15 protein-coding genes are annotated in these 14,728 nt (G+C 57.1%); 8 read left to right on the plus strand and 7 right to left on the minus strand.

Features of this window, described 5'->3' with window-relative positions:
* Positions 1–62: 62 nt before the first annotated feature.
* The 4 genes from LIO64_RS02765 to LIO64_RS02780 form a co-directional block, all read right to left on the minus strand.
* The gene (locus LIO64_RS02765; protein ID WP_290547924.1) at positions 63–1,628 is read right to left on the minus strand and encodes a sulfatase-like hydrolase/transferase; all 1,566 of its coding nucleotides are present in this window, start codon (positions 1,626–1,628) and stop codon (positions 63–65) included.
* A 100-nt stretch (positions 1,629–1,728) separates the two neighbouring features.
* Positions 1,729–3,021 (minus strand): argininosuccinate synthase, encoded by a 1,293-nt coding sequence (locus LIO64_RS02770; RefSeq protein ID WP_290547925.1) that lies wholly within the window; start codon positions 3,019–3,021, stop codon positions 1,729–1,731.
* A gap of 150 nt (positions 3,022–3,171) precedes the next feature.
* The gene (locus LIO64_RS02775) at positions 3,172–3,327 is read right to left on the minus strand and encodes a hypothetical protein (RefSeq protein ID WP_290547926.1); all 156 of its coding nucleotides are present in this window, start codon (positions 3,325–3,327) and stop codon (positions 3,172–3,174) included.
* An 80-nt stretch (positions 3,328–3,407) separates the two neighbouring features.
* Positions 3,408–3,551 carry a hypothetical protein gene (locus LIO64_RS02780; protein ID WP_290547927.1) on the minus strand — a complete coding sequence of 48 codons (144 nt, stop codon included), beginning with the start codon at positions 3,549–3,551 and terminating at the stop codon, positions 3,408–3,410.
* A gap of 342 nt (positions 3,552–3,893) precedes the next feature.
* Between LIO64_RS02780 and rpsN the strand changes: the two genes are divergently transcribed.
* The 5 genes from rpsN to LIO64_RS02805 all read left to right on the plus strand — a co-directional run bounded on the left by rpsN (position 3,894) and on the right by LIO64_RS02805 (position 6,990).
* Positions 3,894–4,163, plus strand: coding sequence for a 30S ribosomal protein S14 (gene rpsN / locus LIO64_RS02785; RefSeq protein WP_290547928.1), 270 nt, complete (start codon positions 3,894–3,896; stop codon positions 4,161–4,163).
* 72 nt (positions 4,164–4,235) lie between these two features.
* Positions 4,236–4,496, plus strand: a complete 261-nt coding sequence (locus tag LIO64_RS02790) for a zinc ribbon domain-containing protein (RefSeq protein WP_290547929.1) — start codon at positions 4,236–4,238, stop codon at positions 4,494–4,496.
* 54 nt (positions 4,497–4,550) lie between these two features.
* Positions 4,551–5,963: a hemolysin family protein gene (locus LIO64_RS02795; protein ID WP_290547930.1), complete on the plus strand. Its 1,413-nt coding sequence runs from the start codon at positions 4,551–4,553 to the stop codon at positions 5,961–5,963.
* A gap of 3 nt (positions 5,964–5,966) precedes the next feature.
* Complete coding sequence (locus LIO64_RS02800) at positions 5,967–6,605, plus strand: ribonuclease HII (RefSeq protein WP_290547931.1); 639 nt, start codon at positions 5,967–5,969, stop codon at positions 6,603–6,605.
* Positions 6,565–6,990 carry a YraN family protein gene (locus LIO64_RS02805; protein WP_345779563.1) on the plus strand — a complete coding sequence of 142 codons (426 nt, stop codon included), beginning with the start codon at positions 6,565–6,567 and terminating at the stop codon, positions 6,988–6,990. The genes LIO64_RS02800 and LIO64_RS02805 overlap by 41 nt, the downstream gene beginning before the upstream one ends.
* Here the strand turns inward: LIO64_RS02805 and LIO64_RS02810 are convergent.
* The 3 genes from LIO64_RS02810 to LIO64_RS02820 all read right to left on the minus strand — a co-directional run bounded on the left by LIO64_RS02810 (position 6,985) and on the right by LIO64_RS02820 (position 11,275).
* Positions 6,985–9,363 carry a heavy metal translocating P-type ATPase gene (locus LIO64_RS02810; protein ID WP_290547933.1) on the minus strand — a complete coding sequence of 793 codons (2,379 nt, stop codon included), beginning with the start codon at positions 9,361–9,363 and terminating at the stop codon, positions 6,985–6,987. The genes LIO64_RS02805 and LIO64_RS02810 overlap by 6 nt on opposite strands.
* Before the next feature lie 148 nt (positions 9,364–9,511).
* A complete protein-coding gene (locus tag LIO64_RS02815) occupies positions 9,512–10,297 on the minus strand; it encodes a glycerol-3-phosphate responsive antiterminator (RefSeq protein ID WP_290547934.1) in 786 nt (261 codons plus the stop codon).
* Between the two features lie 3 nt (positions 10,298–10,300).
* Positions 10,301–11,275 (minus strand): uracil-DNA glycosylase, encoded by a 975-nt coding sequence (locus LIO64_RS02820; RefSeq protein ID WP_290547935.1) that lies wholly within the window; start codon positions 11,273–11,275, stop codon positions 10,301–10,303.
* 1,122 nt (positions 11,276–12,397) lie between these two features.
* Between LIO64_RS02820 and LIO64_RS02825 the strand changes: the two genes are divergently transcribed.
* From LIO64_RS02825 to LIO64_RS02835, 3 genes are all read left to right on the plus strand, one after another.
* Positions 12,398–13,069, plus strand: coding sequence for a 3D domain-containing protein (locus LIO64_RS02825; RefSeq protein ID WP_290547936.1), 672 nt, complete (start codon positions 12,398–12,400; stop codon positions 13,067–13,069).
* 98 nt (positions 13,070–13,167) lie between these two features.
* Positions 13,168–13,806, plus strand: coding sequence for an endonuclease III (gene nth, locus LIO64_RS02830; protein ID WP_290547937.1), 639 nt, complete (start codon positions 13,168–13,170; stop codon positions 13,804–13,806).
* Positions 13,807–13,899: 93 nt separating this feature from the next.
* On the plus strand, positions 13,900–14,691 hold the full coding sequence (locus LIO64_RS02835) for a MotA/TolQ/ExbB proton channel family protein (protein WP_290547938.1): 792 nt from the start codon (positions 13,900–13,902) through the stop codon (positions 14,689–14,691).
* The last annotated feature ends 37 nt before the right edge of the window (positions 14,692–14,728 follow it).

The following is a 14,728-nucleotide window of genomic DNA, read 5'->3' on the forward strand; positions in this document are numbered from 1 at the left end:
CAAGTTTCAACCTGCAAAAGCATGGGGCGGAAAAAGAGGAAGCGCGGGAGCGTTTTCGGTCTTTACTTGTCCTTTCTCGGGCTTCCCACTTCCTTGTTGTAAATGGACTGAAGCCTTTCCAGCTGGTCTTTCTTTGTCTCCGCCAGATTGTGCCTTTCTTCCGGATCCTTGCTGATCTGGAAGAGGAGCCATTTACCCTGCTTGTGCGTAAGTTTCCAGCCGTCTCCCGTGATGACGGTATGGTCCACCACTACATAATCCCGCTGCTTGGAAGGTTTGCCGAACAGCATGTTTTTATAGGAGACGGAATCTTTTCCTTCCGGCATGCGTACCCCTGCCAGATCGGCGAAGGTAGCCATGTGGTCGTAGTTGGCTATCAGGCTGTGGCAGACTTTTCCATGCGGCAGGGTGCCGGGCCAGGAGACGATGAGGGGAACGCGGATGCCCCCTTCATGGTTGGTCCATTTCAATCCGGCCATGTTGACCATGGCATTCTTCAGGCCGATGCGCCCGCGGTTCCCGCGGAAAACGTCCAGCAGTTCCTTCGTATCGTCCAGAACGCCGCCGTGGTAGTTAAGTCCGCGGCCGCGGCCCTTGTCCGTGCGGTAGTAGATTTCATGCCCGTTGTCGGAACCGAAGATGATGATGGTGCGCTTGTCCAGCCCCAGCTTGTGCACCTGGGCTACGATAGCGCCTACCTGCTTGTCCAGTTTGTCCACCATGGAGGCGTATTCCTCCGCCGCCTGGGCGCATTCCTTGTTGCCGCCCGTGGCGTTGGCGTAGGCTTTGTGGATGGCGGAATTGTTGGCATACGTATTTTCCGTGGGGGGAATATCCACGGGGCCGTGGGGCAGGTTGGTGGAAAAGAAGATGAACATGGGCTTGTTCCGGTTTTCCTCCATGAACTTGAGGGTTTCCGCCAGCATCACGTCCGGCGCATAAGTTACTTTACCGTCCCGGTTCCCTCTCCGTTTTTCCGTGGCTCCCGGGCTGTAATTTTCCGGGGTTTTTCCCCCATCGGCATGCGTATTGCCCTCCAGGGGAAGGCGTTCGCCGTCTTTCCAGAGGAAGGAGGGGTAATAACCGTGGGCCCGCTGGTGGTCCATGTACCCCACATAATGGTCCCAGCCGTGTCTTTTCAGTTCTCCGTGCCAGGTGGTGAATCCCCAGTCCAGCTTGCCGAACTGGCCTGTGACGTACCCGGCCTTTTTCAGCAGTTCCGGCAGGAAGACTTCGCCTTCGGAAGGCTTGACTCCGGCTGCCTTGGTTGCTTTCTCTTCAAATTCTTCATTGGACCAGCCTTTTTGTTCCGCCGTGATGACCAGGGCGCCGGGGGTCTGGGTGTAGGAACGGGAGTGGCTGTCATGAACGCCCATGAGCAGGGAAGCGCGCGCCGGGCAGCAGTATTGGCTGCTGTAGCACCGGGTGAACATGATGCCCTGGTTGGCCAGACGGTCAATATTGGGCGTTTTCACGATTTCCTGTCCGTAGCAGCCCATCATGCCCATGCCCATGTCATCCGCGTAAATGAAGATGATGTTGGGTTTGGAAGTGGCAGCGGCCGCTAAAACCGGGCAGAGCGCCAGCATGGAAGCAGCCGTCAGAAATACGCGTGAAACAAATTTCATAACAAGCAATACGTAAGGGAGGAAAAGATTATTACAAGAAAAAACCGTCCGGAATATATCTTCCGGACGGTTGATTGAAAACGATGCCGTCGTTGGAGCCTTAGTTGCCGTAAGGCTTGTTGACGCGGCTGAACTGCTTCAGGCGAAGACCGTTAAGGTGGATAAATCCTTCCGCGTCGTCCTGGTTGTACAATTCTTCATGACCGCCTTCCATCGTGGCGATCTCTTCGGAGTACAGGGATTGCGGGGAACGGCGTCCGGCATACATGACGTTGCCCTTGTAGAGTTTCAGGCGCACTTCACCATTCACCGTTTCCTGGGACTTGGTGACCAGGGCCTGGATGGCCTCACGTTCGGGGGCGAACCAGAAGCCATTGTAGACCAGAGTGGCATACTCCGGAATGAGGGAATCGCGCACCTTCTGCACTTCACGGTCGATGGTGATGGTTTCAATGTCGCGGTGGGCCGCCAGCAGGATGGTGCCGCCGGGTGTTTCATAAATACCACGGCTTTTCATGCCCACGAAACGGTTTTCCACAATGTCCACGCGGCCGATGCCGTGCTTGCCGCCCAGGGCGTTCAGCACGTACATGACGCCCAGAGGGCTGAGCAGGGTGTATCCGTCGCGTTCGCCCCGGGGCGTAACGTCCAATTCTTTCAGCAAGGCGTCAAGGCCGTCGTACCGGATGCCGATCACATCTCCCTTTTCATAGAGAAGCTGGATGTATTCGGCCTGGTCCGGAGCGTCTTCCGGGGAAACGGAAAGCTTGTACATTTCACGGTCGGCGGGGGTGGTGCCGTCGTACCAGGTGTCTTCCAGCATCCCCGCTTCAAAGGAAATGTGGAGCAGGTTGCGGTCCATGGAATAAGGCTTTTTCAGGGACTGGCGGATCGGGATGCCGTGGGATTCTGCATAGGCGATCATCTCCGTGCGGCCCGGGAACTGCTTGCGGAATTCAGGGTCGCGCCACGGGGCGATGACCTTGATGTTCGGGGCCAGGGCATTGACGGCCAGTTCAAAGCGCACCTGGTCGTTCCCCTTGCCGGTGGCGCCATGGGCGATGGCGTCCGCTCCTTCACGGATGGCGAGGTCCACCATATCCTTGGAAATGCAGGGGCGTGCGATGGAGGTGCCCAGCAGGTAGCGGCCTTCGTAAAGAGCGTTGGCCTGCATCATCGGGAAGATGTAGTTGGTGGCGAAGTCTTCCTTGAGGTCGCCGATGAAGCACTTGGAAGCTCCGGTAGCCAGGGCCTTGGCTTCCAGGCCGTCCAGTTCTTCCGCCTGGCCTACGTCTGCGCAGTAGGCGATGATTTCGGCATTGTACTTTTCCTTGAGCCACTTCAGGAGAACGGAAGTGTCCAGGCCGCCAGAGTATGCAACTACGATTTTCATGTACGTCAATGATGAGTGTGCGGCGGCATGATGCCCCATTCCCCCCCCGGAGGAAAGGACAAAATCATGATTCCCCGCGGCCTTTTTGCCGGAGCTTCCCGGGCCGGCTTCCGTGGAATAGTTCCTGAACAAAAAATAAATGACCGTTCATCAGTATTCCGTTTCCGGTATAAATCCGGAAAGCTGTTCTTCATTCTCTTTCTTGCCGCCTCCGTACAGAAATTCCGTTTCCCTGGTATGTCCCAAATTCCGGTCCACCAGTCCGTTGATTTCCCGGTCTTCGTAGATGTCCTTATCCTCTCCCATAAGCGCCTTCTTTCCCGTCAACGCCAAGATAACCTTCCCGCCCATGCCCACGCAGGTTCTTTTTTAACCTCGTCCGGATTCTATCCTTCTTCCTTGGCGGTGTCGTAGTCCGCGGAACATCCTTCCATTGTCGATTCAATCTTCAGCCCCTGCATGGGTCCCTCCTCTTCCGCCGCCACACGGCAGGGGCATGCAAGAAACGTGCCAAAGACGAAGATCTTCATAACAACTATGTTTTTAAACATTATTCTTGAAAGGGTTTTCCAAAAAAATGCGGTCAATGTTAAGGAAATTTCCATTTTATACTCATGCCTTGCAGCTATGATCCCGTTCCGCAGAAGAAGGAATGGTTAGGAAGAGTTAAATAATCGACTGCCTCCGTTCCGCCGGAACGTCTTTAAGGCTTCTCCTGATGGTGCTCTGCTTGCGGAAGAAACAGGCGTTCAAGCCGATGTGCGGAGGCTGTTTAACAGGCCGGATGACATTGAAAACGGCTTGAATTTGGTGAAATTGAAAAAAAGCGCTTGATTTTTCGCCGCCGGGCCTCTACTTATTCCGCCGAACTTATGGCTAAGAAGAGCTGGATCGCAAGAGACAAGAAAAAGGCTGACACCGTCAAGCGCTACGCGGAACTGCGTGCGCAATTGAAGGCTGAGAAGGATTATATCGGTTTAACCATGCTGCCCCGCAATGCAAGCCCGACCCGTACGGTCAACCGCTGCCTTGTTTCCGGCCGCCGCCGCGCATTTATCCGCCGTTTCAAGCTTTCCCGTATTTCCTTCCGCGAACTGGCCAACGCCGGCATGATCCCCGGTGTGACCAAGTCCAGCTGGTAAGGGCGGAGAAAGGTTGCAGCCTTATAAAGATTTTGACGCTAGGCTGATTTTTATTTAGCCTAGCGTTTTGCTATGCCCATATACGAGTATATTTCCGAACACCCTGACGACCCCGGACAGTCCTGCCCGGTGTGCCGCCGCGGTTTCGAATTGCGGCGGCCCGTGGATCGTGCCCCGCTTGAAAAATGCCTGGTGTGCAAGCATCCGGTGCGCAAGGTGATCAGCCGCATCAATGTGCCGGAGGTGACCAAGCCCCTCTCCGTTTCAGACGCCAAGGCAGCCGGATTTACCGTGCTGGAGCGCCGGGACCAGGGAGTTTATGAAAAATTGTAAAATAAAGGCCGGGAAATATTCCGGCATCCTTTTCCGTATATTACTTGAAGCAGAATGAATGATCCGGACCCTCTGAGTATTCTTGCGGCCTTCGGGGCCGCTGAAGCGCCCGGCGCTGTTCCGGCGCTGGGTGGGATGACGCTGGCGATTGCCTGCTTTATCCTTTTTTTACTGTTGAATGCGTTTTTTGTGGCGAGTGAGTTCGCCCTGATGAAGGTCCGCGAGAGCCAGCTGCACGCCGGGGAAGATGTTCCGGAGAAGCTGCGGAGAAAGCTGGCCCGGGCGCGGAAGGCGGTGAAGCACCTTGACCTGTATCTGGCCGCCTGCCAGGTGGGCATTAGCCTTTCCTCCCTGGCCCTGGGATTTTTGGGCACGTTTTTCGTAGCGGAGCTGGCGGCTCCCCTGTTGGCTTCCTTCGGGCTGGGCAGTCCGGTTGCCGTTTGCGGCGCCGCTCTGGCCGTTACGTTCATTTTCTTTGCCTGCTGCCAGGTGGTTTTTGGGGAATTCATTCCCAAGGCCATGGCTGTGCGCCAGCCGGACAAGGCCGCTCTGGCGACAGTTCCGCTGCTGCATTTCTTTTACACGGTATTCCGGTATACGGGCATCCTTGGCCTGACCGGGGGAATTGCCCGGTTTGTGCTGAAGTACATCTTGGGCATTGATCCCAAATCCACGGCGTGCACGGTTCACAGTACGGACGAGCTGATGTATCTGGTGGAGGAAAGCGAACGCTCCCGTGAATTAACGAAACAGGAGGCGGAGATTTCCAAGAATGCCCTTGAATTGAACGATATGTGCGTCAAGGACGTGATGACCCCGCGTTCCGAAGTGGACGTGATGGATCTGACGGCCCCCTTTGAAGAGAACTGGGAGCTTGCCCGGAAGTCCCGCCACACCCGTTTTCCCCTGGTGGAAGGCGACCACCTGGACGAGGTGAAGGGGTGGGTGCATGTCAAGGACCTGCTCAAGCTGGTGGGGCAGGAAAATCCGGACCTGATGAGCGTGCGGCGTGAGCTGCGCGTGGTTCCGGATACGATGCCCCTGGACAGCCTTCTCACGTTCTTCCTGAAAGAGCATGCCCATTTTGCCCTGGTGGTGGATGAATTCGGAGATTCCATCGGCCTGGTGTTCCTGGACGACGTGCTGGAACAGATCGTGGGGGATGATATTCAGGACGAGTTCGACCAGGAGGAAATGCGGGAGTTTGTCAAGACCGGCAAGGATACGTATGCCGTGAGTGGTTCCGTTACCCTGTTTGACCTGGCGGATTACCTGCCTGAAATGGATTTGGATTGTCCGGGCGTCACGACGCTGGGCGGTTACATGATCAGCAGGATGGGCTATATTCCGGAAGAGGGGGAAGAATTGCAGATTGGCCGCTACCGGGCCGCCGTGACGGGGTCGGACGGCAGAAGAATCACGCAGGTTCTGCTGACCCGGCTTCCGGAAGAACAGGAGGAGGAATAAAGCATGGCGGAAAAGTCACACCCGGATATGAGCTTTGAAAGGGAGGCGCGCTCCTCCGGTTTTCTTTATGTGGCCGGGGTGGATGAAGCCGGCCGCGGCCCTTTGGCCGGTCCGGTGGTGGCGGGAGCCGTGATTCTGCCGGAGCTGCCGGAAGAATTAGCGGAGCTGAATGATTCCAAACAGCTGACCGCGGCAAAGAGGGAACGTCTGTTTCTGGCCCTGCTGGAGTGCGAAGGGGCAGCCTGTTCCGTGGGGGTGGCTTCCGTGGAGGAAATCGACCGCCTCAATATTCTGCGTGCCACCCATCTGGCCATGGCGCGCGCCGTGGAGGGGCTGGCCCTGCCTGCGGATTTCTGCCTGGTGGACGGACTTCCTGTGAAGGGGCTTTCCGTTCCGCACCGCGCTATCGTGAAGGGAGACGGCAGAAGCCTGTCCATCGCCGCCGCCAGCGTTCTGGCCAAGGTGACGAGGGACCGCATGATGACGGAGGCGGATGCCTCCTATCCGGAGTACGGTTTTGCAAAACACAAGGGATATGGCACGAAAGCCCACATGGAGGCCCTGCGGAGGCATGGGCCTTGTCCGCTCCATCGCCGCTCGTTTGCGCCGGTTTCACAATTGGAACTGTCCCTCCCTGAATAGGGCGGAGCGAAATACGGAATGGGTGGGGATATACGGGGAGCTGGCGGCCGCCTCCTTCCTGCGTGCGGAGGGGTGTTCCATTTTAAGAAGAAATTGGCGGCCTGTGAGGGGCGGGGAACTGGACATCGTGTGCCGGGACGGGGAATGTCTCGTCTTTGTGGAGGTGAAAACCCGTACGGGGACGGGATATGGGGGAGCCCGGCGGGCCGTGAATGCCCGCAAAAGAGCGTTGATCCGCCAGGCTGCGGCGGAATGGATGCGCCAGCTTCCGGAACCGGTTCCCTCCCGTTACGATGTTGTAGAAGTCTTGTACCGGGAGGGGCAGCCGCCGGAATGCAGGCGTATCCGTGGAGCGTTCGGGGAGAAGGATTTGTCCGGCTCATGAAAAGCGCCGCAGGCGCAGGGCGTTCAGGATGACGGATACGGAGCTCAGGCACATGGCGCCTGCTGCAATGACGGGAGAAAGCAGGATACCCCAGAAGGGATAGAGGATGCCGGCGGCGATGGGGATGCCCAGGGCATTGTACACAAAGGCGAATCCCAGGTTGGATTTCATATTTTTTACCGTGGCGGAGGAAAGGGCGAACGCTTTGGAAATCACCATCAGGTTCCCTTTCACCAGGGTGACGCCGCAGCTCTGCATGGCTACGTCCGATCCCGTTCCCATGGCGATGCCTACGTCCGCTTCCGCCAGTGCAGGGGCATCGTTCACGCCGTCTCCCGCCATGGCGACCACGGCGTTCCCGCTTTTCAGGGAGGCGATCAGCGTCTGCTTGTCCGCCGGGGTCATTCCTCCGTGGAATTCGGAAATACCCAGGTCCCTCGCCACGGCTTCCACAGTTGCCGGAGCATCCCCGGAAGCGATGATGATGCGGATGCCGCGCGTGGCCAGATCCGCCAGGGCCTGGCGCGTGTTTTCCCGGATTTTATCCGCCAGGGAGAACGCCCCCGCCGCCTGTCCGTCCACTGCGGCAAAGACGGTGACGCGGCCCTGCTTGCGCTGTTCCTCCACCCAGGGCGCCAGCGGGGAAGTATCCACACCCTGCTTTTGCATCATGTCCGCCGTGCCTACGTAGATTTTGCTGCCCTGGAAGGTTCCGGCCACGCCTCCGCCCGGGAAGGATTGAAAATCCTCAATGGGGGACAGGGTGAGATTTTCTTCCTTGGCTTTCTGGATGAATGCGCGTGCAATGGGATGTTCACTGCGCTGTTCCAGGGAGGCGCACTGGGCGAGCAGCGTGTCCATATTGATGTTGTTCACCGTGGTCACGTTGACCAGGGAGGGCTTTCCCTCCGTGAGGGTGCCCGTCTTGTCCATGACCAGGATATTGACCTTGTGCATGGTTTCCAGAGAGGCCGCGTCCCGGAAAAGGATGCCGAGGGAGGCCGCTTTTCCGGAAGCCACCATCATGGACATGGGCGTAGCAAGGCCAAGGGCGCAGGGGCACGCTACGATCAGGACGGAGACGGCGTTTACGAGGCCGTGGGTCCAGCCCGGCTGCGGTCCCCAGAACCCCCAGGCAAAAAACGTAAGAACGGCGGCGAGCACCACGGCAAGGACGAAGTAGCGCGCTACCTTGTCTGCCAGCCTTTGCATGGGCGCCTTGGTCCGCTGGGCCTGGGCCACCAGGTTGACGATGCGGGCCAGGACGGTACCATTTCCCACTTCCTGCGCCGTCATGGTGAAGGTGCCCGTGGTGTTCAGCGTAGCGCCGATCAGCTTGTCTCCGGGGACATGGGAGACGGGGATGGGTTCGCCGGTCAGCATGGACTCGTCTACGTCGCTTTCCCCGTCTTTCAGGATGCCGTCCACGGGGACCTTCTCTCCCGGTTTCACTCTCAGCACGTCGCCGGGCTGTACGTCTTTCAGGGGAATATCGCTTTCCACCCCGTTAGGCAGAACAAGATGGGCGGTGGAAGGGGCCAGATTCATCAGGGACCGGATGGCTTCCGCCGTGCGGGACCTGGCTTTCAGCTCCAGGACCTGGCCCAGAAGGCTGAGGGAAATGATGATAGCCGCTGCCTCATAATAAACGGGAACGTGTCCGTCATGGACGAAAACGGCAGGAAACCAGCCGGGCACGATAGTAGCCGCCAGGCTGTATAGAAAGGCAATGGAGGTTCCAGCCCCGATCAACGTCCACATGTTGGGATTGCGGGTCTTGATGGAATCCCAGCCCCGGATCAGGAGGGGTTCTCCGGCCCACAGGACTACGGGCATGGCCAGGAACAGCTCCACCCAGTTCTGGACTCCTGCGTTGATCCAGGCGGCAAGGTGTCCGCTCATGGAAATGATGAAGATCAGGACGACGAAAGGCAAGGAGAAGTAAAAGCGTTTGCGGAAGTCATTCAGTTCTCCGTTGTCAAGGACGTTTGCGGAAGGAAGCACCGGCTCAAGCGTCATGCCGCAGATGGGGCAGGCGCCCGGATGGTCCTGCCGGATTTGAGGATGCATGGGGCACGTGTACACAGTGCCGGGGGCGGCGGATGGCGCAGGCGCCATGGCGGAGGAAGCGGCCATGTCCGCATGGCGGTGCATGTCCATGCCTTCCATATTCATGCCATGGGCGGCGTCCGGAGGATGGGCAAGGAAATTTTCCGGGGTTGCCGTGAATTGATCCCGGCAGGAACGGCTACAGAAAAAGTAGCTTTTCCCTTCATAGTCAGCCTTCCAGGGGGTGTCATCCCCGACTTTTGCTCCACAGACGGGATCAATGTGTCCGGAAACGTCCTGCGGGTCATGTGGGCTGTGAGTCATGTTCATACGGAAAGTGAGACAATTCCGGGCCCCTTTCCGTTCCGGGATATCCATGATTGGCGGCAACCCTGGAAAACAACGCCACGCCCGCATGGTCCCATGCGGAAGAAGATAGCTCCCTATATTATATATAGTGAAAGCGGAAAAATCAGTCCGTCCTCAGCGCCAGGATAGCGTCCATGAAGTCCTGTGGAATATCCATGCGCGCCAGTTCATCCTGAAGGATGACGCCGTTGGCCCCTGCGTCCAGCATGCGCCGCGCGTCTTCCACGGTACGGATGCCTCCCGCAGCCAGAACGGTGACGGAGGCAGGAATTTCTTCAATCAGTTTTTCCGTAACTGCCGGATTGGACTGGAGGGTGTGCGGATCAGCATTATTGATGCAGATGAAATCCGTTTCCAGGTCCATCACGGTTTCAAGCTCCTTCAGGGTATGGACCTCCATCATCACGTCCAGTCCCAGGCCGGAGGCCATGCGGTACAGGTCTTCCAGATCCTTTTCCGGCAGTGCGGCGGCCACCAGGTTGATGGCATCTGCGCCCGATACGATGGCCTGGCAGATCATGGCCGGGTGAATGAATACGTCGCGCGCCATGACGGGGACGGTGCTGATTCTGGAAATGGTGGAAACCATATCCCAGGAACCGCCGTACACTTCCGGTTCCACGGCGATGGAAATGCCCTGCGCACCTCCCTGAATGAACATGTCGTACTGGTGCCGGAGGTCCTGGTCTGCATCCCGGAAGTTGAGGACGGGATGGACCCTGGCGATCTCCGGGACGACGGAAAGACGGTTTTCCCCTAGATCCACTGCGGTGCGGAATCCCGCATAGTCGTTTCTCTGGATCGCGGAAGCCCGCAATTTCCCTTCCAGGGGAAGAATTTTTTTCAAGTCGGCGCGTTTGCGCTCCAACATCGTGTTTAAATAGTCCATATGTTACTTTTTGGGCAGGAAATAAGAACGCTGTTTTTCAGAGATGGGGAGGCCGGCCTGTTCCATGACGCACAGCATGTCTTCCCAGACCTTTCGTTTTTCTGAAATATCCTCCGTGCGCAGGAGGTAGCTGGGATTGTAGGTGACGCGCACAGGCGTATCGAAAGCCGTGTGGAATGTCCCCCGCAGAGCGGAAAGCGGCGTTTCCCCGGATTGGAGAATGCCCCTGGCCGCGATGGCTCCCAGGACCACCACCACTTTGGGACGCACCAGCATGATTTCCTCCCGGAGGATGGGAAGGGAAACCTCTATTTCACGGTCTGTAGGAGGCCGGTTGTTGGTGAGCTGCCTTGGCAGGGCGGGGCGGTACTTGACCAGATGGGTCAGGTAAATGTCTGAACGGGAAAGTCCCATGGCTTTCAGCATGGCATCCAGCTTCTCTCCGGAAGGCCCCGCCAGGGGAATGCCCTGTTTTTCTTCATACAGGCCGGGAGCGTCCGTCACCATCATGATATCCGCCCTGGGGCTTCCGGAGGAAAAAACGGGCGTGTCCCGCAGGGACTCCATTTTCCGGAGAGGAGGCCAGTTTATTACCAGTTCCCGGAGGGAGGCCAGTTTTTCCTCCTCCGTTTCTCCTTCCAGATCAAAGGTGATATGGCGCGGTACGGGGGCTTCCTCCTCTGTGTTGCCGGGCTGCACTCCACTGAGGATGGCCCGGAGTTCATTGCCGAAGGAAACTTCATCCACGGAGCCCGGCAGCGTCCGGTCCTGAACCTCCGCCTGCAGCCGTGTTTCTCCGGAAGCGGGGGGAGAGGAAACGGAAGAGGGGATTTCCCCCCTGGCAATCCGGCGGGCGTCCATGACCCATTTCCTCAATACCGTTCTGGCCTCTTCCGTAACCGCGGTTTTCTCCACGCCCCGGGATAACAGGGCGCGCAGATAATCCAGCGTGAGGTGTTGGGGCAGGCCGGCAGACATGTTCGTTCCGGAGTGTAATCTATTTCCGGAGGGATGCAACAGCCCATTGGGTGCGCGTCCTTTCACCGGAGAAGGATGTCCGGCGTCAGTTCCTAGCATTCATTGGAAAGCGCCACAGAAGGGAATAAAAGGAGAAAAAAAGGAGGGAGCGTCACCAAATTCCTCTTCTAAACCAGTGCATCCTGTCCAATAAAAGCAAAATTCCTGTTGAAGGGAGGATAGGTTGTTCCGGAGCTGCTTTGCCGGGGGAAAGATCGTTCCATTCGCTTTCCAGGTTACCTTTTCCCGTGAGTTCCAGGATTCCTTTTCCTCTCCGCCGGACTTTTCCGTTTTTCCTCCCCTTGCAAGACCAGGACCGGAAACGGAATGGAGAGCAGCAAGCCTTGCTGTGGCTGAAAAACAGGGAAGAGTTAGCGGACAAAGAGGATAGAGATGTCAAACGGCGTGTGACTCCATTCCTTGGAAAAACCGTTTCAAGGGATGTTGCGACCTTTTTTAACCAGCCTGTGTTCCGCCCGGTTACCCGTGGACGGAGCCTCCATGGATGAGCGCCGGGATTCTTGAAACATCCGTTTGCCGCAAAGCGGAGGTCCGTTCTATTTCGCCGCTTGCATGCCGGACTGTTTGGAGTCTGGAATGGCAGGAGAGGCGCCCTGGGAAGGAAAATTCTTCTGGAGGCCTGAAAAACAAAGGGAATTTCGTTCAACAGGAGACGTGATTTTTCCAGCCAATGACGGCCTTCCGGAGACTGTCCCGTTGAACTTTTTTAGGGAATCTTTTGAAGGATTTAAGGTTGTGTATGTTTATATCTTATTTATTTTAAATAAGATATATTGAAAATAAAAAAGTGTGTCGTAATGTGATAGAAAAATAGGTTTCGTGAAGTATATTATTTGTCATGATATGACAAAAATGCGGCATGTTTTGTATATTGCTTATTTTTAGTGATTTGTATTAATAGATTTTCCTTGTTTGGGAGGTAGTGGGTGAAAAAAAAGGATTGCCAAGGTAGAAATTATTTCGTAACCAAGAGCCGCCGTTGCCGATTTTTCGGCTTCCGCACATGGCCTGAAGGTTCTGCCGGAGTGATTGCCGTGTGTGTGGCGCCTAACCTCATACCGCATGAATTTAAGAATAATTGCCACCCTGTCTTGTGCCCTCGCGGCGATGTTTGTCAGCAGCTGCTCGACGAACGGCGCTGTAACCGGCATGGGGAAATCCAGTAGTGACGCCCTTGTTTTGGCCCGTGTAGGTGAAACCGCCCAAGGTTTTGTTCAGCCCCTGGCGCCGAGCCGTTCGGCAGTGCCTTCTTCCAAGCTCCCCAGCCTGGGGCGCGACAAACACAAGATGCCGTTTTACCATCCAGCCCAGCGCACCCGCGTGGTACGCACCACGGCTTACACCCATTCCGAACGCGACCATCTGGCCTACGGGCCCCGCAATGCCGTTGGCACGACGCTGAAATACACGTCTTCCGTGCGCAGCGCCGCTGCGGACTGGTCCGTTTACCCGCTGGGAACGACGTTCCGCATCAAGGGCCAGCCCTATTTGTACGTTGTTGACGACTACGGAAGCGCCCTGGTCGGTACCGGAACCATTGATATTTACCAGCCCAACAAAAAGCTGATGAAGGAATGGGGCCGCCGTTATGTGGAACTGACCATCGTCCGCTGGGGAGATCCCGCCAACAGCCTGGAAGTGCTCGGCAGCCGCCGCGGCTACAGGCATTGCCGTACCATGTATGCAGCCCTGCAGCACCGCGTGTCCAAGGGGCTTTACGCCAAGGCTGACTGACCGTATCTCGAACCCTTTAACCCAAGGCGCCGCCATTCGTGAACGATGGCGGCGCTTTTTTATTTTCCGCCATGCGGCCGGAGTGGTAGTCTGGAGGCATGGATACGAAAAAACGGGCTTCCATTGTCCGGGAGGAACTCATGTCCCTGTATGGGAACCCTCCCATTCCCCTGGCGCACCGTGACGCCTACACCCTGCTGGTGGCAGTCCTTCTGTCCGCCCAGTGCACGGACAAGCGCGTGAACCTGGTAACGCCGGCCCTGTTCGCCCTGGCTTCCACCCCGGAGGAAATGGCCCGGCAGGATGTGGAGGCTGTCCGGGAAATTGTACGCCCCTGCGGCCTCTCGGAAAGGAAGGCTTCCGCCATCGTGAACCTCAGCCGCATCCTGGTGGAAAAATACCACGGGCAGGTTCCTTGTGACTTCCAGGCGCTGGAATCCCTCCCCGGCGTGGGGCATAAAACAGCCTCCGTCGTCATGACGCAGGCATTCGGCGTTCCCGCCTTTCCGGTGGACACGCATATCTTCCGCCTTTCCCGGCTGTGGGGGCTGAGTAAGGGCAAGACGGTGGAAGCCGTGGAGCGTGACTTGAAGAGCCTTTTCCCTGAAAATACATGGGGTGATCTTCATCTGCGCATCGTCTTGTACGGACGTGAATATTGCCCTGCGCGGGGATGCGGAGGGAGCTGCCCGATCTGCAGCCGCCTGGCCCGGGAAGACGGTTCCGCGGGCATCTGAATTTTTAACAGGGTCCAAAATGAATGCTTGCAAGTCTGAATTTGCGTGCTTTAATACACCAGTATCTTTTCGAACAACCATATAACTTAAATTATGAAGAACCTTTTTAGACTGGGTTTCCGTTTCGCCGCATTTGCTTCCGTCCTGCTGGCCGCGTTTTCTACATCCGCGTTTGCTCAGGAAGCTGCCGAAGCCGCTGTTCCTCAGGAACAGACCATGCTTGACAAATGGATCATTGCCGGTGGTTGGACCATGGTCCCGATTATGCTGGTGGAAGCCTTCATCGTTTTCCTGGTGATCTATAACATGGTTGCTCTGAAAAAGGAAAAGTTCTGTCCGGAAGACCTTAAAGTCACCCTGTTGCAGCTGATGGCCGAATGCCGCATCCGCTCCGCCATTGAAGTGGCTGCCGGCAGCCCCACCTATCTGGGCCGCCTGGTTGCGTATGCCCTGCCGAATGTGGACGCCACCCGCCCGGAGGACCTGGGCAAGGACGCCATTGAAGACGCCGTGGCCGACTTTACGGCCAATGAAAGCCGTTCCGTGTTCAAGTGGATCAACATGCTTGCCCTTTGCGCGCAGATTTCCCCGATGCTCGGCCTCTTCGGTACGGTGCAGGGGATGGTGGGCGCCTTCGGTACGCTGGCTACCGCCGGCCAGGCGGACCCCACCCAGCTTGCCGGTGACATTTCCGTGGCTCTTCTGACGACCTTCTGGGGCTTGATCAACGCTATTATCGCCACGCCGTTCTTCTTCTTCCAGAAGGGCATTGCCAACGCCCAGATTGCCGAATGCGTGGGTACCGTGCAGGAAATGGTGAACACCTCCATCAACGTGGTGAACGCTGAAGCACAGCTTGCCCGCATTCCCGAAGGCCTGGCCTGATCGCCGGGGCAGATGGTCCGGCCCGGAAGTTTCCGCC

This window comes from Akkermansia sp., assembly GCF_020860705.1.
Classification (GTDB): domain Bacteria; phylum Verrucomicrobiota; class Verrucomicrobiia; order Verrucomicrobiales; family Akkermansiaceae; genus Akkermansia.